Origin of the sequence: Dyella jiangningensis, from assembly GCF_003264855.1 — a bacterium.
GTDB classification, from domain to species: domain Bacteria; phylum Pseudomonadota; class Gammaproteobacteria; order Xanthomonadales; family Rhodanobacteraceae; genus Dyella; species Dyella jiangningensis_C.
The window spans coordinates 224,123-241,936 of sequence record NZ_NFZS01000002.1 but is presented as its reverse complement, the minus strand read 5'-3'; the positions used below and the strand labels follow the sequence as shown (position 1 = coordinate 241,936).

Sequence of the window (17,814 nt, the reverse complement as noted above, 5' to 3'; positions counted from 1 at the left end):
AAGTGGCCGTGAATCCGCCGCGCGCGCTCGTTGCCGAAGCGGTCAACGTCGTCATCCACATCGCTGGCCGCGGCCGCAAGCGCCGCATCGAGAGCATCGCCCGCGTCGTCGGCTTCGACGGCATGGGCTACCGCCTCGCGGACGCGCTGGAGCCATCGCCGCATCCCGAGCTACCGCTGCCTCTCCCATCCCCTGACCACGCTGGAGAACTGCCATGACGCAGATGCACGTCGCTGCTTTCCGTTTTCCCGTAAATTCGGTTTCCATCCTCGCGCGCCTGCGCCGTCTGGCCCGGCCGGCGCACCACGGCCTGCTGTCGGCCGTCGTCATGGCGATGGCGGCCGGCACGGCGAAGGCGTCCGGTTCGTCGATGCCTTGGGAGACGCCGCTGCAATCCATCCTCGATTCGATCCAGGGGCCGGTCGCCAAGATCGTCGCGGTGCTCATCATCATTTCGACCGGCTTGGCACTGGCCTTCGGCGATACCAGCGGCGGCTTTCGCAAGCTGATTCAGATCGTGTTCGGCCTGTCCATCGCGTTCGCGGCATCGAGCTTCTTCCTGTCGTTCTTCAGCTTCTCCGGCGGGGCCGTCGTATGAGCACGGCCAATGACCTGCCGGGCTTCGAGGTGCCGCTGCATCGCTCGCTGACCGAGCCGATCCTGATGGGCGGCGCCCCGCGCACCGTGGCGATTGCCAACGGCACGCTTTCCGGCGCGGTTGGGTTGGGCCTGCAACTGTGGATTCCTGGTATCGCGCTCTGGATCGTCGGCCATTCACTCGCCGTATGGGGCGCGCGCGTGGACGCGCAGTTCATGCAGGTGTTCGCGCGGCACCTCCGGCACAAGCCGCTGCTGGACGTGTGACGGGAGATGCCGCGATGCTCAACCTCGCCGAATACCGCCATCGTCCGGCCTTGCTCGCCGACTGGCTGCCGTGGGCCGGACTTGTCGCGCCCGGCGTCGTGCTCAACAAGGACGGCAGTTTCCAGCGTACCGCACGCTTTCGCGGTCCCGACCTTGATAGCGCGACGCAAGGCGAACTGATCGCCACGACCGCGCGCCTGAACAATGCGCTGCGCCGGCTCGGTGCCGGCTGGGCGTTGTACGTCGAAGCCGAGCGCCGGGCGGCGGCCGACTATCCGCACTCGGATTTTCCCGAGCCGTTGTCGTGGCTGGTGGACGAGGAGCGCCGAGCGACCTTCGAGGAATCGGGCAACCACTTCGAGAGCGGCTATCACCTCACGCTGCAATATCTGTCGCCCGAGGAATCCCGCGCCCGCGCGGCCAAGCTGCTCTACGAGAACACGCCGACTACCGGCGTGGACTGGCGCGAGCGCCTGGCCGCGTTCGTCGCGGAAACCGCGCGCGTCTTTGATTTGCTCGACGGCGTGATGCCGGAAATCGACTGGCTCGACGATGCCGAAACGCTGACCTACCTGCACGCGACCGTCTCGACGCGGCGTTATCGCGTCAAGGTGCCGGAGGTGCCGTTCCATCTCGACGCACTGCTGGCCGACATGCCGCTGGTCGGCGGCCTCGCGCCGATGCTCGGCGACGCACATCTGCGCGTCGTCACCGTGCGGGGCTTTCCCACCTCGACCTGGCCGGGGATTCTGGACGACCTCAACCGGCTTGGTTTCGCGTACCGCTGGAGCACGCGCTTTCTGTGTTTGGACAAGGCCGAAGCCGAGAAGGAACTCGGGCGGCTGCGCCGGCAGTGGTTCGCCAAGCGCAAGAACGTCCTCGCGCTGCTGCGCGAGACGATCTTCCAGCAGGAAAGCCCGCTGGTCGATACCGACGCCAGCAACAAGTCGGCCGATGCGGACGCCGCGATGCAGGAGCTCGGCAGCGATCAGGTTGCTTTCGGTTTTGTCACGGCAACCGTGACTGTGCTCGATGACGACGCCGACACGGCCGACGAGAAGCTGCGCCAGGTGGAGCGCGTGATTCAGGGACGGGGCTTCGTGACGATTCCCGAAACCCTCAATTCGGTGGAGGCGTGGCTGTCGTCGGTGCCGGGCAATGCGTATGCGAATGTCCGCCAGCCCATCGTCTCGACGCTGAATCTCGCGCATCTGATGCCGGTGTCGGCAGTGTGGGCCGGGCCGGAGAAAAACGCCCACCTCGACGGCCCGCCGCTGATCGTCACCCGCACCGAAGGTGCGACGCCGTTCCGGCTGGTGACGCACATCGGCGACGTGGGCCACACGCTGATTGCCGGCCCGACCGGCATGGGCAAGTCCGTGCTGCTCGCCACGCTGGCGATGCAGTTCCGCCGCTATCCCGGCGCGCGCATCTTCGCCTTCGACATGGGCCGCTCGATGCGGGCAACGGCGCTGGGCCTGGGCGGCGAGTATTACGACCTCGGCGCCGATGGCGCAATCGCGTTCCAGCCGCTCGCGCGCATCGACCAGGAGGGCTATCGCACCTGGGCCGCCGAATGGGTTGAAGGTCGCCTGACGCACGAAGGCGTCGCGGTTGGCCCCGACGAGAAAGCGGCCATCTGGTCGGCGCTCGGCAGTCTCGCCGGTGCGCCACTCGAACAGCGCACGCTTACGGGCCTGTCGGTGCTGCTGCAATCGAACGCGCTGCGCCAGGCGCTTGCGCCATATGTGCTCGGCGGCGCACACGGCAAGCTGCTCGACGCCGATCACGACCGGCTCGGCGCGGCTGACGTGCAGTGCTTCGAGATGGAGGAACTGATGCACAGCAAGGCCGCCGTGCTGTCCGTGCTGGGCTATCTGTTTGCGCGTTTCGATGAGCGGTTCGACGGCGCACCGACGCTGCTGATCCTCGACGAATCTTGGCTGTTTCTCGATGACCCGGTATTTGCTGCGCGCATCCGGCAATGGCTCAAGACGCTGCGCAAGAAAAACGTCAGCGTGATCTTTGCCACGCAGTCGCTCGCGGACATCAAGGATTCGACCATTGCGCCCGCGATCATTGAGAGCTGCGCGAGCCGCATTTTCCTGCCGAACCCGCAGGCCACCGAACCGCAGATTCGCACGATCTACGAAGGCTTCGGCCTCAACAGCCGGCAAATCGAGATCGTCGCCACCGCGCAGCCCAAGCGCGATTACTACTACCAATCGCGCCTCGGCAACCGTCTGTTCGACCTCGACCTGGGGCCGGTCGCGCTCGCGTTCGCGGGCGCCTCCACGCCCCAAGACCAACGCGACATCGACCGCGTACTGGCGCAGGCCGGCACGCCGGGCTTTGCCGGTGCGTGGCTGCGTCATCGCGGCCTCGATTGGGCAGCCGACCTGTTGCCGTCCGCGCCATCTGCGGCTTCCTTCCTTGCTTCTCAGCCGCTGGAGGTTTCGCCATGAAAACCCGTGTGCTTTCCGCTTCGCTCGCCGCCGTACTGTCCGGTTCGCTGCTGCTCGCACAGCCGGCGGCGGCCATCACCGTCATTGATCCGACCAACCTCGTGCAGAACACGCTGACCGCGATTCGCACGATGGAAATGATCGAAAACCAGATCAACCAGCTCCAGAACGAAGCGCAGATGCTCGTCAATCAGGGGCGCAATCTGGCGAGCCTGCCGTTCAACGTGCTCAGTCGCCTGCAATCGAATCTGGCGACCACGCAGCAGCTCATCACGCAGGCGCAGGGGCTGGCGTTCCAGGTGCAGAGCATGGATCAGCAGTTTGCGCAGTTGTACCCGCAGCAGTACGCCGCGACCGTGAGCGGCAATCAGATGTACCAGGACGCGCACCAGCGTTGGCAGAACACGCTCAACGGCTTGCAGACCGCGATGCAGATGCAGGCGCAGGTGTCACAGAACGTGACCACTGACCAGGGCGTGCTGACCGACCTCGTGGGCCAGAGCCAGTCCGCGACCGGCGCACTGCAAGCGCAGCAAGCGACCAATCAGCTTCTCGCCTTGCAGGCCAAGCAGTCGATCCAGACGCAGCAGCTCCAACTCACGCAGGGCCGCGCGTCGGCGCTGGAACTGGCGAGGCAGGCCGCCGCCGTCGAGCAAGGCCGTGTCATCACGCAGCGGTTCCTCGGCACCGGCACGCCGTACACGCCGGAAACAGTGAGCTTCTACGGGAACTGACGGCCATGAACCGCGTGCCCGTCCTGTCCGTCATCGCGTGCCTGCTGGCCGGTTGCGACCGGCCGCAGGCGCTGTCGGTCGATGCGCTCGCCGCCGACCCCGCACGATTGCATGCGCTGCACGGGCAATGCCTGCACGGCCAGCACGATGCCGCGTTCTGCGCGCAGGTCGAACAAGCCAACCTGCGGCGCTTTTTCTCCGGGCGCGTCGGCCCCGGCGAGTACCCGACGCTGGCCGACCTGCCGCCCATTCCGGCCAGCTTCGACGGCCCCAGCGAATCGACCGAGCAACGGCCATGAACGACGTTTCGATCATCGACCACTTCCTCAATGTCTTCTCCACCTACATCGACTCGGGCTTTGGCCTGCTGCGTGGCGAGGTCGGATTTCTGACCGCGACGCTGGTGGTCATCGACATGACGCTGGCGGGCCTTTACTGGTCGCTCGGCCACGCCACCGGCCAGGGCGAAGACGTGATGGCGAAGCTCATCCGCAAGGTGCTCTACGTCGGCGCCTTCGCCTACATCATCGGTAACTTCAACATGCTGTCCGGCGTCGTGTTCCGTTCCTTCGCCGGCCTCGGCCTGACGGCTACCGGCTCGGCCGTGAGCATGGAGACGTTTCTGCAACCTGGGCATCTCGCCAAGACCGGCATCGACGCCGGTATGCCGATCCTCGAACAGATCAGCGACATGGCGGGCTTCCCCGAGGTGTTTATCAACATCACGCCCATCGTCGTGATGTTCCTCGCCTGGCTGACTGTCATCGTCTGTTTTTTTGTGCTGGCGGTGCAGCTTTTCATCACGTTGATCGAGTTCAAGCTGACCACGCTGGCCGGCTTCGTGCTGGTGCCGTTCGCGCTCTGGAACAAGACCGCGTTCCTTGCAGAAAAAGTGCTCGGTAACGTGGTGTCGGCCGGCATCAAGGTACTGGTGCTGGCGGTTATCGTCGGCATCGGCACGGGCCTGTTCGCGCAGTTCCCGACGACGCCCAGCGAGCCGTCCATCGACCATGCGCTGGTGGTGATGCTGGCCTCGCTCGCGTTGCTTGCGCTCGGCATCTACGGGCCGGGCATTGCGACCGGCCTGGTATCCGGCGCACCGCAGCTCGGCGCGGGCGCGATGGCCGGCGCCGCCGTGGGCGCAGCCGGCACCGCTGTCGCCATTAGTGCGGCGGCTACGGGTGTCGGCGGTGCCGTCGCGGCCGGGGCGCGCATGGCGCCGGCCGCCGCCAGCGCGCTCGGCAAAGGCGCACGTATGGCCGCCTCCACGGCCAGCAGTGCCGGCTCGGCATTCCAGGCCGGCTCCGCTGCCGCCGGTGGCGGCGCGAAAGGCGCGATGGCGGGCTTTGGCAATGTCGCCAAGACCGGCGCTCGGGCCGTCGGCCAGAAGGCCGCCGCTGGCGCGCGCTCGTTCGGGCAACGCGCTGCCGCTGCGTTCCGTTCGGACAGCGCAAGCACCAGCGCAGGTGCATCCAGTACCGGCGGCACGTCGCCCGGCGCGGCTGCTTCCGGCGAATCCACCGCTAATCCCGCTGACCAGCCGCAACCCGCGTGGGCCAAACGACTGCACCGCCGCCAGCAGATCACCCATGCCGCGACCACCGCCGCACACACGCTGCACGGCGGGGACGGCGGCGGTTCGGCACAAGGCCCGAGCCTGGGCCAACCCGACGAATGAACGCCCCTTGAGGAGAACCCGCCATGCGATTCAAGCGACCGCAGGTGCGCTACGCGAGTACGCCGCAGCCTGCTACTCCGTACCAGTCCGCCGCGCAGGTGTGGGACGAGCGCATCGGCTCGGCCCGCGTGCAGGCGAAGAACTGGCGCTTCATGGCCTTTGGCTGCCTCGCGCTTGCGCTGCTGATGGCTGGCGGCCTTGTGTGGCGCTCGGCGCAATCCATCGTCACGCCCTACGTGGTGGAGGTGGACAAGACCGGCCAGGTGCGCGCGGTCGGCGAAGCCGCCACGCTGTACCGGCCTGCGGATGCGCAGATCGCCTACCACCTGGCGAACTTCATCACGCTGGTTCGCTCGTTGTCGATCGACCCCATCGTGGTGCGGCAGAACTGGCTCGACGCCTACGACTACACGACGGACAAGGGCGCGGCCGTGCTCAACGACTACGCCAGCAAGAACGACCCGTTCGCGCGCGTCGGCAAGGAGTCGGTGACGGTGCAGATCACCAGCGTGACGCGCGCCAGCGATGCGTCATTCAACGTGCGCTGGACGGAACAGCACTTCGCCAACGGCGCACCGACCGGCACCGAACGCTGGAATGCCGTGGTGTCCATCGTCCTGCAAACCCCGCGCACCGAACAGCGGCTGCGCAAGAACCCGCTCGGCATCTACGTCAACGGCCTGTCGTGGAGCCGGGAGCTGGATGCGTCCGAAGGAGCCAAGCCATGAACCTGTCTTTCCGTTTTTACGCTTTCGTGCTGATCGTGGCAGTCCTGTCGGGCTGCGCCTCGCAGGGCAAGCCACCGCCGCACATCTCGCTCGACGAGCCGGTGCAGGCACAGAAGCAACCCGATCCACCCATGCCGGTCGAAGTGGTAGAGGTGCCGAAGGTGTTGCCGATGCCGGCGCAGATGAAGCCGCTGCCGGACGTGGATGACGCCAAACCCGCACCGGAACCGGCCGACGAAACCGCGCGTGTCTCGCGTGCGAATGCGGAGGCGCGCATGGCTCCCACGCGCGAGGGCTTCGTCAACGCGATCCAGGTCTGGCCCTTCACCGACGGCGCGCTCTATCAGGTCTATGCCGCGCCGGGCCGCGTCACTGTGATTTCGCTTCAGGCCGGCGAGGAGCTGGTGACGGTCGCTGCCGGCGACACCGTGCGCTGGATCGTCGGCGACACGTCCAGCGGCGCCGGCGACGCGCTGCGCGTGAACGTGCTGGTGAAACCGATCCGTTCGGGCCTTAAGACAAACCTCGTCATCACCACCAGCCGGCGTACCTACCTGATCGAACTGACCTCGACCGACAAGGCATGGATGGCGTCGGTGTCGTGGGAGTATCCGAAAGACCAGATGCTCGCCTTGCAGCGGCAAGATCAAGCCGCGCAGGCAGCGGCACCCGTCGATATCGGCCTGTCGCTGGAGAAGATTCGTTTCCGCTATGCGATCAGCGGCAGCAATCCGCCGTGGAAGCCGCTGCGCGCCTTCGACGATGGCGAGAAGGTCTATATCGAGTTTCCGCCCGGCATCGCCCAGGGCGAACTGCCGCCGTTGTTCGTCATTGGCGCGCAGGGCGACGGCCAGCTCGTCAACTACCGTGTCCGTTCTCCGTACTACATCGTGGATCGGCTGTTCGGCGCAGCCGAACTGCGTCTCGGCGGTGACAAGGGCGACGTGGTGCGCATCGAGCGTACGGATGGCACGCGGGGGAACTGACCATGAGCCAGGACGAAACCCCAGATGTGCCGATTTCCGATGCCGCGCCCGAAGCCGCACCCAAGGTCGCACCAGAAAATGTGGCGCTGCGGGCGCAGCCGCGCCCGGTGACGCGCCTGAACCGTCGCACGCTGGCGTTGCTGGCTGGTGGCCTCGGCGCTGCGGTGCTGGGCGCAACGATGTGGTCGTTGCAACCGAAGCATCCGCGCGGCAACACCGATGCGAGCGAGCTATATAACGTCGATCGCGTATCGAAGTCCGAAGAACTCGGCCAGCTTCCCGCTGACTACTCGAAGCTGCCGCCGCAGCCGACACCGCTGCCGGCGAAAGTGCCAGAGCTAGGGCCGCCGCTGCCGGGCGATCTCGGCCCGGCTATCGTCCAGTCGCAGCAGCCGGTGGTGGCCAACTACGCGCCGTCCGGTCAGGATGCGGCGGCGGCCGAGCGCGACGCACTGCGCAAGGAGGCCGAAGCGGCGGCGGGGTCGTCGGTGTTCTTCCGCTCCAGCAACCCGCAGCGCGCCGCTGCCGCGACCGCTGCGTCTACGCAAACTGTTTCGGCTGTGCCGGCGCCCGGCCTAGCGGGTTTCGACCCGCAGGCCGCAAGCCCGGCCTCTACAGCGGAGCAGCCGGCCGATCCGACCGCCGTGCAGAACCGGCAAGACCAGAAAGAGGCGTTCCAGAAAGCCGGAACTACGCAAACCCGTAATTCCGGCAGTCTGCAAGCGCCGGCCTCGCCGTATCAGGTGATGGCCGGCACCGTAATCTCGGCGGCGCTGGTGACGGGTATCAAGTCCGACCTGCCGGGCGACGTGATCGGCACCGTGACGGCACCGGTGTACGACACGGCGACGGGCCGCTATCTGCTGATTCCGCAGGGTTCGCGCATCCTTGGCAAATACAACAGCCAGGTCGCCTACGGGCAGAGCCGCGTGCAGATTGTGTGGAACCGCATCATCCTACCGGACACGTCTTCGCTCACGTTGGACAACCTGGCTGGTGCCGATCCGGCTGGCTACGCCGGTCTGGAGGATGGCGTCGACTGGCATTGGGGACGCATTCTGGCTGGTGCCGCGCTGTCCACTATATTGGGCGCGGGTTCCGAGCTGGCCGTCTCGAACCAGGGCAATGCCAACGGCAATACAGTGATCGCGTTCCGGGATAGCGCTCAGGACACGGCCAATCAGGTCGGCCAGGAATTCACGCGCCGCAACCTCAACATCCAACCGACCTTGACCGAACGACCGGGGCTGCCAGTCAGCATCATCGTTAACCGCGACATCGTGCTGCGGCCGTACCAGCCACTGTTCTTCAATCGGGGAGCTTTGCAATGAGCACGACCAGAAAGCTGCGGCTCGGGCCGCTGCCGAAGACCGAAAGCATCAAGCTGACTTTTGCGTGCCCGGCCACGCTTAAGGCCGACCTTGACCGCTACGCGGCCATGCACGCGCAGACCTACGGCGAGGCGGTCGATGCTGCGACGCTGATCCCGCACATGCTCGAAGCCTTCATGGCCGGGGATCGGGGATTCAAGCGAAAAAACACCGCGACCACCTTAAAGTAGTTGATGCTTTGATGTTTAAATGGTCGTTATGCCAATTGCGGTTATTCGCTCATCGACCTCGCATAAACATCAATGAATCAAAGAACTCTAGACACGCTGGTCCAGTATGGTGTTGCAAGCGATTTGGCGGAGAAAGCTAACGACGCAGGGCTCACAGTTTCCAAGGCACGAGTGCTTAGCCAGAAAGACATGGTGTCCAAGTACGGCCTGTCTGAAAGTGAGGCGAAAGCTCTTGCCGTCGCGGTGCGGCGCGCGGCGATCGACCCTGACGTCGCACAGTTGCTTCTCGAATCCAGTAACTTCGTTTGCTGTGCATGTAAGGGTGCGAAGAGCCCTGCGTACATCATCCACCACATAGTTGAGTATGAGAAGACGCAGGACAACAGTTATACGAACCTGGCGGTTCTCTGTCCGACTGATCACGATTTGGCGCACCAAGGGGGGCTGACGCTACGCTTGACCGATGATCAGATCAGACGGGCGAAGGCTTCTTGGGAGAAGAGCGTTGAAATTGCGAATGCTCAACGAGCCGCGCAAAAGATTGACGTGAGCGATGACGCAATTGACTACGTCAATGTAAAACGTATTGAGGAACTATGCGTCCGACTGTTCAAGAAAATCCCGAACACTGATCTAACGGGCGGTCTGAAGCGCGTAGGCATACTGAAGACTGACGGTTCATTTGACCAGAAGTATGTACAGACGAATCTCTCCGGCGGACGCTATCTCTTTGACTACATAACGCATCAAGAGACGGAGCACTACAAGCAACTGATGCAGGAGATCGCAAAAACCGTTGACTTTGTAGATTTAGACGCCGCAGCGTCTGCGGGGCGACCGCAGCTTAAGGCGACTGAAGGGGCATATGCCTTCTTCATAGGCGGCGTGTATGCGAAGAAGCCAGACTTGCCTATCACTGCTTCGACACCACCAGTAGTGATGCATTACTCCCGCAAGAATCTTCGTATCGAGTGGATTCTCGATCCGATCTTCCTGATGTCGATGTCCGCAATTGGTCGGATCGGCGGAAAAAATCGCTACATCATCTATTGTCTAGTCCGAACCGTAGACGAGCAAGATGACGGCTCTATTTTGGTGAAAGCAAGTCCACTTCTAATCGCGCAGCCCACGAAGTACGTCAATAAGATCCCCGCTATCGGCTACCAGCGGAAGTACGAGCAGTATGTTGAGGCAGAGCTGGCTGACGAGGATGACTTTGACAGCCAAGACGACGCTGGCAAAGGCTTGTGAATGAAGTACGCGCTCAGGTCGGGAAGCAAGAAGCGGTCTAATAGAACGGCAGCAGTGCTCGGACTAACGAAAAAAGCCGCTCCTGCATAAGCAGGAACGGCTTCCGAATTGGTGCCCGAGGCCGGAATCGAATCGGCACGCCTTGCGGCGAGGGATTTTCTTCCCACTTCGGCTTTTGCCGCCGCCGCTTCCGAAGAAGCGGCGTTCGTGGTCCGGAGCACGCCTTCACCGTAGCGCCGCGTGTACCCACCGCCCGTACGGAACAGGCGTTCCAGCTTGCGTCCTTCAATGGAAGAGATGCCGGGCATGAGCTGCCTGCCGTGAGCTGACTGCCGTGAGCTGACTGTTTCGGGCGGGGCTGATCGGCTGCGTCTCATACCGCATTCGCCTTCTGTTGAATGGCCTGGCATTGCTGGAGGAGGGCGTCGAACGATTCGACCTCATCGAGGAACAGCCCGTCATCGACCATGTGCTGGTAGTCGGTGGCCAACTTGGCCAAGGCCCCGTCGTTTGGCACCAGGCACAGCCCGCCCGAGACCGCGGCGTGGTAGTCGATCGATGCGTTGTCCGAGCTTTTTTCTGCGAAGAAGATGCTCTTGTGATCGGCCACGGCCTTCGCGAGTGCCTTGTCGGCGATCGCCGCGTCAGCGAAGCCGGCGGCGTCCAAACGCGTTACGTCGTGCCAGTGACGCGCAAAGCGCTCGCCACCACGAAAGACCCCTTGCGCGCAAAACACGTGGATCGCGGTGGCTTTTTCCCAAAAGGTCCGCTCGGCGCGCATCACCTGCGGCGTCGCCTCGAGAAATTCCACGCCTTGCAGGTGCGCGGCAGCGTCGCAGCGGACCACGCGCGGTTCGCATGGCTCCCCGGTGGAGCGCGCGCCGAATTCGAGCATGACCGCCGGCCGCACATAGCCCGTTCCTGACGCCAGCGGCGTGTAGTCGATGAACACCTTGTCGCCTTCGGCGCGGGCCCTGGCGGGCAGGCCCTGCTGCTCCAGGTCCTGCTGAAGCTGCGGGACGACGTCGGCCGTCACCCATTCAGCCAGCCGGGTGCGAATCTCCTTGGTCCATTTCTTTTCCTGGCTCTTGCTGGCAGGAAGGGGCGTGTCTGCCTCGCCGATCAGATCGCCGGCGATGGCGCGGATGTCATAGGTGAGATCCACGTCCTCGGAAAAACGACGGATGACGCCGTAGGCCTTCGACAGCGAGGTGCCGCCCTTGAATATGAGATGCGGCGCGTAGGGTGCGGCGAAGAGGTGACGCAGAACCCACACCACCCAGACATCCTTTTCCAGCAGGTGGGGAGGCCGGCCGGAAGCGTCGGCCGCCTGGGCCAGGGCTTCCAGCCGTTCATCGACAGAAAGATCGAAGAACTTAGCCATGTGACACCAGCGCGCTTACTTCCTTCGCCATCCATGTCGGCAGGCGCGCACGTGCCGATGCGACTTCCTTTATCTCGGCCGGCGGCAGTTTGGTGCGTAGCGTGCGCAGCGCTTCACCTGCGCGCTCTGGCCCCAGCCAGGCCAGCGCCCGCACGACATCACCGGCAGCGCGGCCAGGAAAGATCAACTGCCATACCGGCGCGTGCCGGAATTCGACGGTCTGGGCTCCCAGCTTCAAACGGCGGCTGGGGCCGGAGGTCAGGTAGACGGAGCGCACGGGCACTTGCGTGGTGAGGCCCAGCGCGTTGGCCGCCGCCGCACCATGCGACACGATGGTTTCGCCGCGTTGGTGGGCCAGTCCCTCGACCATTTTGGAGGCCGAGGGAGCGCGAGAACCGAAACGGCTCTCCACCGGAAGGACATAGATGCCACGGCCGGCGCGCAGAAGGGTGCCGCGCTGGACGAGTCGAGACAGCACCTGGTCTACCGCCGCCCGGGTTCCCAGATGGAGCAGTTCCTTGGCGACCAAGGGTGTGCCCTCCGGCAATCCGGCGGCGTGCTCCAGAACTTGTTTGGCGAGGGTTTGCATGGTGGGAATCTCCTAACTGATAGAAGTATGGATGATTTTCTGACACTTTGCAAGGGATGGAAGCTCCCGTGCTTGCCATGGAGGCAAGCATTCGCGTAGTTTTTCGTGCTAAACGAAACTTTTTGGTAGTAAAATACCGATCAGCGAAATCTGATCTTTGGAGGACGAATGGCCCAGCCGCCCGTAGACACAATCCCCGACCTTTTGCAGCGCAGCCTGCCGCGCGAGCTGGTCATGGGCATCGAGGAAGCCTTGACCGTCGGCGCCCAGCGCGCGCACGCCGCATCCAAAGGCATGGACGAAGGCCACTTGCCCCATGTCGTGGGTCAACTGCGGCATTTCCACATGAACGAGGCGTTTCATCGGGCGCTGGAGATGGGCGAGGCTTCGCCAACCGCTATTCGCGGTAACGGTATCGTCAGCGGCCGAGCCGGGGTGTTCACCCTGGCTAGGTTCAACATCCCGGACGGCTTCTGGATCAACGGCCGACGTAGCCACACGCGCCGCCAGATGTCCTATGCGAACAAGGCTATCGAGCCGTTGGTGCAACCGGAATTGTTCGATCAATACACAGCGCCCGCCGATGCGGTCGCGTTTTTCGTGGCGTGCTTCTCGGGCTCGCTGCACATCCAGCCAGAGTCGCCCGTGTCGATCCAGATTGCGGTACCCGACCGCGAGATGCGCGGCTGGCTGTTCAAGGAACCACTGAATGCGTTCCTGCAGCGGTATGAACAAAAGCCGGCGGCGCAGGACGATTTGGCCAAGCCCATGCTCAAGAAGATCAAGAAGCAGGGCAACGATGGCAGCGCGTCATGAGCCGCGGTGGTATTCAAGGTTTTGAAAGCGAGCGCCTCAGTCAGATTCTTGCCGCGAGGCGTTTGAGCCAAGCGCAACTTGCCTCGCTGGTCGGCGTGTCGCCTGCGACGGTCAGCAAATGGCGGTCGGGCAATCAGGCGCCCGAGCGGGAAACCCTGGAGCGCCTTGCCGGCGTGGTCAACGTTACGCCCGAATGGTTCACGCGCGCGCCCTCGGCCAAGGTGTCGCTGCCGCTGTTTCGCAGTAACGCGTCCGCCCACGTGGCGGCACGCGCGATGCTGGAAGCGCGCATGGAGTGGGCGCAGGACGTCGCGCTCGCGTTGTCCGAGTTCGTGGACTACCCGGCGCTGAATTTGCCGACCCGGCAGTTCAAGGAGCCCGACGAGATCACGCCTGACGAGATTGAACTGGCGGCGAGCGAATGCCGCGATCTTTGGCGTATCGGTCGTACGGCGGTGCCCGACCTGGCGCTGGCCATTGAAGGCGCTGGGGTGGTCCTGATCCGCGAGGAAACGGGCATCTCGCAGATCGAGGGCCTGTCGGCATGGAGCGATGCGCTGGGGCGCCCGCTGGTCTTACTTTCGGCCGACAAGGATAACGGCTATCGAAGCCGTTTCGACTTGGCGCACGAACTTGGCCACCTGATCCTGCATCGGTTCATTCCCCGGCCGACCGAGCGAGACCGTCATAAGCAACTGGAACAGCAAGCCCATCGCTTTGCGGGCGCATTCCTGCTGCCGGCCGAAACGTTTGCCAATGAAGTTCGCACGCCGGTGACGCTAGACGATCTTCTCTTGCTCAAACGCAGATGGGGTGTGTCCGTCGCTGCGATCGTGATGCGTTTGCGTGCGCTGAAGATTCTGGATGAAGAAGCGGCGCAGTCGCTGTTCAAACGTCGGTCCGCCCGTTGGGGCGCGAAGTCCGAGCCGGGCGACGGCGATAGGCCGCCCGAGCGGCCGCGCCTGCTGCGTCGAACGATCGATCTGCTCGTCGAGGAAAATGTGATGCCGCTTGACTCGATCCCCAGGCACATTGGCTTGGCGGCCCATGACATCGAGATGCTGGTTGGCTTATCGGAAGGGTATTTCCAGGGCAAGCCCAAGGTTGTGCAGCTGGCTCGGTTGCGTTCAGTGCCCAGCAGCGCGAACGCACCGATTGCCACGGACAGCAACGTCGTGCCGTTTCGATTTTCGCCGAAGCGTTGATTGGCGCGTCTATGGAGATCAGTCAAGCGATGAATGACATTGACGCAGTACTGAGCAACAAACCGATTTCACCGTCTCGGGAGATGGCGGCGTACGAGGCGTTGTGGGCGCATCAAAAAGCGACGTTCAAGACGATCGCTGACTGCTTCCGCGATAGTCCGAATGCGATGCCCTCCGAGCTGGTCTCGGAAGAGGAAATTGACACGGCGCTACGGCGGGTGCGAGACCAGATTGCGCACGCGAAGATTCACGATTTTGGTGTGCGTGTGCATGGAGCGGAAGACTACCCTGATCGGTTGCGCGATGCCGCGCATCCCGTCGAACTCTTGTACTACCGAGGCTGGTGGGATCTGATCGACTCGCCCAAGCGGATCGCCATCGTTGGCTCGCGCAGCGTCTCCGACGACGGCCTGCGCCGAACCCGCAAGTTGGTGAAGCTGCTGGTCCAAGACGGCTACACCATCGTCTCCGGTTTGGCCAAAGGCGTGGACACCGCGGCACACACGACGGCCATTGACAACGGCGGCAGCACGATCGCCGTGATCGGTACACCGATTACCGAGTACTACCCGCCCGAGAACCGGGCGCTGCAAGACCTGATTGCCGAGAAATTCTTGCTGGTGAGCCAGGTGCCGATCTGGCGCTACTCGACCCAGGACTACCGTAGCAACCGCCTGTTCTTCCCGGAACGCAATGTCACGATGTCAGCGCTCGCGCAGGCAACGGTCATCGTCGAAGCCAGCGATACGTCGGGCACCCTGGCGCAGGCACGCGCGGCCCTGCAGCAGGGTCGCAAGTTGTTCATTCTGGACAACTGCTTTCGCAATCCAAAGCTGACATGGCCGGCCAAGTTCCAAGATCAAGGGGCCATCCGCGTCACCGGCATCGACGACATCAGGGCAGCTCTTGGCTAAGCGCGTACTCAAGATCGATGCCCTGACACTTCCGGATCATCACTATCTGGACGCGCAGGACATTTGCTACTACGCAGGTGAATACACTGCGGGCGAAGGGCATGCCTACAGCGAGACCAACCAGCTGATCCTCAACTTCAAGAAGTCCATGGACAAGCGTGGAACCGCGCAGTGGCAATACAAAGAGCGCGCGATCCTGCAGGCAGCGGCAATCTTTCGTGCTGCGATCAAGGCCGACGCCGAAATCACCTTCGTCCCGATTCCGCCGTCGAAGGTGAAGAACGATCCGCTATACGACGATCGCATGCTGCAATTGCTGCAGGCCGTCTGCAAGGGGCGTCACACCGACATCCGCGAACTGGTCGTCCAGCGCGAATCGTCGGCGGCGGCCCATTTGTCGGACACGCGCCCGACGCCCGACGAACTGGTGGCCAACTATCAACTCGACGAGAGCTTGGCCGAGCCGGCCCCCCAGACCATTTTTGTCGTGGACGACGTGCTCACCACAGGCTGCCATTTCAAGGCGGTGAAGCAAGTGCTGGGGCGGCGATTTCCCGAGGCACGCATCGTCGGGTTGTTCCTCGCGCGGCGAGCGCCCAAGTCGGTGGACTTGGATTTTGACAGCATCTAAGAACAGGACAAGGGACACCCCACATGCTGATCGTCATGACCTCTCCGGACGCTGTCCTGCGTAATGGCCAGCCCGACCCGCAACTCGCCCAGGTGTTGATCAACGCCAAGGCGGCGGGCAATCCCGTGGGCTTGATTTCCAATCATGGGGAACCGGCCTGGTTCAACGGTGCGTTTGGTACCAGCGGCGTTCAGTTCCTGCAAAGTCGAGGGCGGCAATCGGGCGAGATCGTGTCGCAGAACGCCAAGAAGTTTGGGCTCAATCCCTTCGATGCGCTGGTTCTCGCGGCAAAGGACGAAGACGTCCAGATGGGCAAGAACGGCGGTGCGATTCTCGTGGCAGCCGGATGGTCGGCAGCACCGCAGGTCGCCTCACTGGGCATTCGCGTGGACACTGCCGCGCAGCTGCAAGAGATCATCAACCTGACGGCCGGCTGGTCGGGACAGTGGTGGTATGCAGGCGACGCCGGCCGCTATCGCGTGCGTGCGCTCAGCGACTTGTCCGGCCTTGGCAAGGACGTCACGCAGCAACTGTTTGCGCAGCGGCTGACCGCCACCGTCAAAGGTGGCGGCGGGAGACTGAATGCCTTGCTGGCCGTCACCTCGCGTTCGCTGCTCATGGAAAAAGTGAACGAACTGGATGGACTGGTATGGGGCGTCTATCCGTCGTCGAAGAGTGCGAACGACGATGACGAGATCCTCAGCGATTTCACGCATCGCTTGCGGACGACGGTTTCCCGCGTTCGCTTCTCCAAGCGGGATGAGCCGCTGTTCATCCGTCACACCCCTTCGCCGAAGCGCTCGGCGGGCGGTGGCGGTGATCGAACCGATCCGACCGGCCAAATTCTGACCGTTCATCTGAACCCGTTCTACAAACAGAGCGGACGATTGGTCGGAAAGCATGTGATCGTCGTGGATGACTGCACGACCTACGGGGTGTCGTTTGGCGTTGCCGCGGCCTTCTTGCGCAAAGCCGGTGCCGCCTCCGTGACGGGTGTTGCGCTGGGGAAGTTTGGCAATCAGTTGCGTTACTACGAGATCGACATCACGACAGATCCGTATCAGCCGGTCGTCGCCGGCGGCTTCACCGGGGCCGCGCCGGGGTGGTTTGCCGGCGCCACCAGTGGCATCGCTCAGCAGGTTCTGCTGACCTTGATCCCGTAATCAGGCTGACGGATATGGACCTGCGGGCGCTATGCCAAAGCTACAGGCCAGCCTTGGTGCGCATCACGGTGCAGACGCCGATGGGCGATTTGAGTACCGGCACCGCCTTCCACATTGGTGACGGCTGGCTGGTCACGGCGGCCCATGTGCTGCGCGATGGTGTCGTGCAGGAAGTGGTGTCCGAGTATGCGTCGGTGGCATTGACCGTGCAGTCGGTGATCTTTAACAAGGACGATCGCATCGACCTGGCCTTGATGAAGACCGATCTGGATCTGTCGCACTACCTGCACATGACGACGATTCATGGTTCACCGAAAGGCTTTGTGCAAACGGACCATATCGAGATCGGTGGGCATCTGGATGACTGGCTCGGCGACGAGTTGGTGCTCTCGAAAGTGCTGCTCATGGGCTATCCGCCGGTTCCGTTTTCGCAGCTCGCTGTGCTCCTGGCGTCTGAAGGAGAAGTCAACGCGGTGGTGGACAAATACAGTGGGCCGCACCCGCATTTCATCATCTCGTGTTCTGCGAGGGGTGGTTTTAGCGGTGGCCCGGTATTGAGTGAATATGGCTTTTTGCTGGGGGTGCTTGTCGAATCGCTCGTGATGGATGGCAAGGACGAGGAGACCGGCTATTCGAGTGCCATCTCGATCGAGCCGCTGCTGGTCATGTTGCACGACAACGGCATCTATCCCGGTAAGAACCGCCAGGTTGTCGAAGCGCTTATTGCTGGGATCGACAACGGCTTCGGGAAGCCGTCCTGGCGGATGCGTAGGATGTGGTTCATCGAGAAATCAATCCTAAAAATTCGGATACTGATCCGACGACACAAGAGGATGTGACGGCTT

General features: G+C 63.2%; 19 protein-coding genes and 1 pseudogene. 18 read left to right on the top strand and 2 right to left on the bottom strand.

The features are described from left to right. From CA260_RS11790 to CA260_RS11735, 12 genes and pseudogenes are all read left to right on the top strand, one after another. Positions 1 to 218, top strand: a pseudogene (locus CA260_RS11790) (P-type conjugative transfer ATPase TrbB); the annotation flags it as partial. Continuing rightward, the gene (locus CA260_RS11785; protein WP_054470434.1) at positions 215 to 598 is read left to right on the top strand and encodes a TrbC/VirB2 family protein; all 384 of its coding nucleotides are present in this window, start codon (positions 215 to 217) and stop codon (positions 596 to 598) included. The pseudogene CA260_RS11790 and the gene CA260_RS11785, both read left to right, overlap by 4 nt. Next, entirely contained in the window at positions 595 to 864 is a 270-nt protein-coding gene (locus tag CA260_RS11780) for a VirB3 family type IV secretion system protein (protein WP_054470432.1), read from the top strand. The genes CA260_RS11785 and CA260_RS11780 overlap by 4 nt, the downstream gene beginning before the upstream one ends. Before the next feature lie 14 nt (positions 865 to 878). Then, positions 879 to 3,329 (top strand): conjugal transfer protein TrbE, encoded by a 2,451-nt coding sequence (gene trbE / locus CA260_RS11775; RefSeq protein WP_054470430.1) that lies wholly within the window; start codon positions 879 to 881, stop codon positions 3,327 to 3,329. Next, positions 3,326 to 4,063 carry a P-type conjugative transfer protein TrbJ gene (trbJ, locus tag CA260_RS11770; protein ID WP_036039698.1) on the top strand — a complete coding sequence of 246 codons (738 nt, stop codon included), beginning with the start codon at positions 3,326 to 3,328 and terminating at the stop codon, positions 4,061 to 4,063. The genes trbE and trbJ overlap by 4 nt, the downstream gene beginning before the upstream one ends. Before the next feature lie 5 nt (positions 4,064 to 4,068). After that, positions 4,069 to 4,362, top strand: coding sequence for a hypothetical protein (locus tag CA260_RS11765; protein ID WP_054470428.1), 294 nt, complete (start codon positions 4,069 to 4,071; stop codon positions 4,360 to 4,362). Further along, positions 4,359 to 5,741 (top strand): P-type conjugative transfer protein TrbL, encoded by a 1,383-nt coding sequence (trbL, locus tag CA260_RS11760; RefSeq protein WP_036039695.1) that lies wholly within the window; start codon positions 4,359 to 4,361, stop codon positions 5,739 to 5,741. The genes CA260_RS11765 and trbL overlap by 4 nt, the downstream gene beginning before the upstream one ends. A 23-nt stretch (positions 5,742 to 5,764) precedes the next feature. Next, a complete protein-coding gene (gene trbF / locus CA260_RS11755) occupies positions 5,765 to 6,469 on the top strand; it encodes a conjugal transfer protein TrbF (protein WP_111983276.1) in 705 nt (234 codons plus the stop codon). Beyond that, complete coding sequence (gene trbG, locus CA260_RS11750) at positions 6,466 to 7,455, top strand: P-type conjugative transfer protein TrbG (protein WP_111983275.1); 990 nt, start codon at positions 6,466 to 6,468, stop codon at positions 7,453 to 7,455. Before trbF ends, trbG begins: the two co-directional genes overlap by 4 nt. A 2-nt stretch (positions 7,456 to 7,457) precedes the next feature. Next, a complete protein-coding gene (locus CA260_RS11745) occupies positions 7,458 to 8,786 on the top strand; it encodes a TrbI/VirB10 family protein (protein WP_111983274.1) in 1,329 nt (442 codons plus the stop codon). Beyond that, the gene (locus CA260_RS11740; protein ID WP_036039687.1) at positions 8,783 to 9,016 is read left to right on the top strand and encodes a DUF2274 domain-containing protein; all 234 of its coding nucleotides are present in this window, start codon (positions 8,783 to 8,785) and stop codon (positions 9,014 to 9,016) included. Before CA260_RS11745 ends, CA260_RS11740 begins: the two co-directional genes overlap by 4 nt. 72 nt (positions 9,017 to 9,088) lie before the next feature. Further along, positions 9,089 to 10,267 carry an HNH endonuclease signature motif containing protein gene (locus CA260_RS11735; RefSeq protein ID WP_082370841.1) on the top strand — a complete coding sequence of 393 codons (1,179 nt, stop codon included), beginning with the start codon at positions 9,089 to 9,091 and terminating at the stop codon, positions 10,265 to 10,267. A 373-nt stretch (positions 10,268 to 10,640) separates the two neighbouring features. Here the strand turns inward: CA260_RS11735 and CA260_RS11730 are convergent, their stop codons facing one another. Beyond that, entirely contained in the window at positions 10,641 to 11,651 is a 1,011-nt protein-coding gene (locus CA260_RS11730; protein WP_054470421.1) for a nucleotidyl transferase AbiEii/AbiGii toxin family protein, read from the bottom strand. Continuing rightward, entirely contained in the window at positions 11,644 to 12,240 is a 597-nt protein-coding gene (locus CA260_RS11725; protein WP_036039681.1) for a DUF6088 family protein, read from the bottom strand. The genes CA260_RS11730 and CA260_RS11725 overlap by 8 nt, the downstream gene beginning before the upstream one ends. A 168-nt stretch (positions 12,241 to 12,408) precedes the next feature. Between CA260_RS11725 and CA260_RS11720 the strand changes: the two genes are divergently transcribed. Genes CA260_RS11720 through CA260_RS11695 form a run of 6 tightly spaced genes read left to right on the top strand, consistent with a single transcriptional unit; the run spans position 12,409 to position 17,808 of the window. Beyond that, complete coding sequence (locus tag CA260_RS11720; protein WP_036039679.1) at positions 12,409 to 13,056, top strand: hypothetical protein; 648 nt, start codon at positions 12,409 to 12,411, stop codon at positions 13,054 to 13,056. Next, complete coding sequence (locus tag CA260_RS11715) at positions 13,053 to 14,261, top strand: XRE family transcriptional regulator (protein ID WP_111983273.1); 1,209 nt, start codon at positions 13,053 to 13,055, stop codon at positions 14,259 to 14,261. The genes CA260_RS11720 and CA260_RS11715 overlap by 4 nt, the downstream gene beginning before the upstream one ends. Before the next feature lie 29 nt (positions 14,262 to 14,290). Beyond that, positions 14,291 to 15,175 (top strand): DNA-processing protein DprA, encoded by an 885-nt coding sequence (locus tag CA260_RS11710; protein ID WP_036039961.1) that lies wholly within the window; start codon positions 14,291 to 14,293, stop codon positions 15,173 to 15,175. Continuing rightward, positions 15,168 to 15,806, top strand: a complete 639-nt coding sequence (locus CA260_RS11705; RefSeq protein WP_111983272.1) for a hypothetical protein — start codon at positions 15,168 to 15,170, stop codon at positions 15,804 to 15,806. Before CA260_RS11710 ends, CA260_RS11705 begins: the two co-directional genes overlap by 8 nt. 23 nt (positions 15,807 to 15,829) lie before the next feature. Next, on the top strand, positions 15,830 to 16,969 hold the full coding sequence (locus tag CA260_RS11700; protein ID WP_054470416.1) for a phosphoribosyltransferase: 1,140 nt from the start codon (positions 15,830 to 15,832) through the stop codon (positions 16,967 to 16,969). Positions 16,970 to 16,983: 14 nt separating this feature from the next. Continuing rightward, a complete protein-coding gene (locus CA260_RS11695) occupies positions 16,984 to 17,808 on the top strand; it encodes a S1 family peptidase (protein ID WP_054470414.1) in 825 nt (274 codons plus the stop codon). The last annotated feature ends 6 nt before the right edge of the window (positions 17,809 to 17,814 follow it).

What these genes read in the sequence shown, in the direction of transcription:
- CA260_RS11785 (WP_054470434.1), top strand. Translation starts at nt 215, where the DNA reads ATGACGCAGATGCACGTCGCTGCTTTCCGTTTTCCCGTAAATTCGGTT.
- CA260_RS11780 (WP_054470432.1), top strand. Translation starts at nt 595, where the DNA reads ATGAGCACGGCCAATGACCTGCCGGGCTTCGAGGTGCCGCTGCATCGC.
- trbE (WP_054470430.1), top strand. Translation starts at nt 879, where the DNA reads ATGCTCAACCTCGCCGAATACCGCCATCGTCCGGCCTTGCTCGCCGAC.
- trbJ (WP_036039698.1), top strand. Translation starts at nt 3,326, where the DNA reads ATGAAAACCCGTGTGCTTTCCGCTTCGCTCGCCGCCGTACTGTCCGGT.
- CA260_RS11765 (WP_054470428.1), top strand. Translation starts at nt 4,069, where the DNA reads ATGAACCGCGTGCCCGTCCTGTCCGTCATCGCGTGCCTGCTGGCCGGT.
- trbL (WP_036039695.1), top strand. Translation starts at nt 4,359, where the DNA reads ATGAACGACGTTTCGATCATCGACCACTTCCTCAATGTCTTCTCCACC.
- trbF (WP_111983276.1), top strand. Translation starts at nt 5,765, where the DNA reads ATGCGATTCAAGCGACCGCAGGTGCGCTACGCGAGTACGCCGCAGCCT.
- trbG (WP_111983275.1), top strand. Translation starts at nt 6,466, where the DNA reads ATGAACCTGTCTTTCCGTTTTTACGCTTTCGTGCTGATCGTGGCAGTC.
- CA260_RS11745 (WP_111983274.1), top strand. Translation starts at nt 7,458, where the DNA reads ATGAGCCAGGACGAAACCCCAGATGTGCCGATTTCCGATGCCGCGCCC.
- CA260_RS11740 (WP_036039687.1), top strand. Translation starts at nt 8,783, where the DNA reads ATGAGCACGACCAGAAAGCTGCGGCTCGGGCCGCTGCCGAAGACCGAA.
- CA260_RS11735 (WP_082370841.1), top strand. Translation starts at nt 9,089, where the DNA reads ATGAATCAAAGAACTCTAGACACGCTGGTCCAGTATGGTGTTGCAAGC.
- CA260_RS11730 (WP_054470421.1), bottom strand. Translation starts at nt 11,651, where the DNA reads ATGGCTAAGTTCTTCGATCTTTCTGTCGATGAACGGCTGGAAGCCCTG.
- CA260_RS11725 (WP_036039681.1), bottom strand. Translation starts at nt 12,240, where the DNA reads ATGCAAACCCTCGCCAAACAAGTTCTGGAGCACGCCGCCGGATTGCCG.
- CA260_RS11720 (WP_036039679.1), top strand. Translation starts at nt 12,409, where the DNA reads ATGGCCCAGCCGCCCGTAGACACAATCCCCGACCTTTTGCAGCGCAGC.
- CA260_RS11715 (WP_111983273.1), top strand. Translation starts at nt 13,053, where the DNA reads ATGAGCCGCGGTGGTATTCAAGGTTTTGAAAGCGAGCGCCTCAGTCAG.
- CA260_RS11710 (WP_036039961.1), top strand. Translation starts at nt 14,291, where the DNA reads ATGAATGACATTGACGCAGTACTGAGCAACAAACCGATTTCACCGTCT.
- CA260_RS11700 (WP_054470416.1), top strand. Translation starts at nt 15,830, where the DNA reads ATGCTGATCGTCATGACCTCTCCGGACGCTGTCCTGCGTAATGGCCAG.
- CA260_RS11695 (WP_054470414.1), top strand. Translation starts at nt 16,984, where the DNA reads ATGGACCTGCGGGCGCTATGCCAAAGCTACAGGCCAGCCTTGGTGCGC.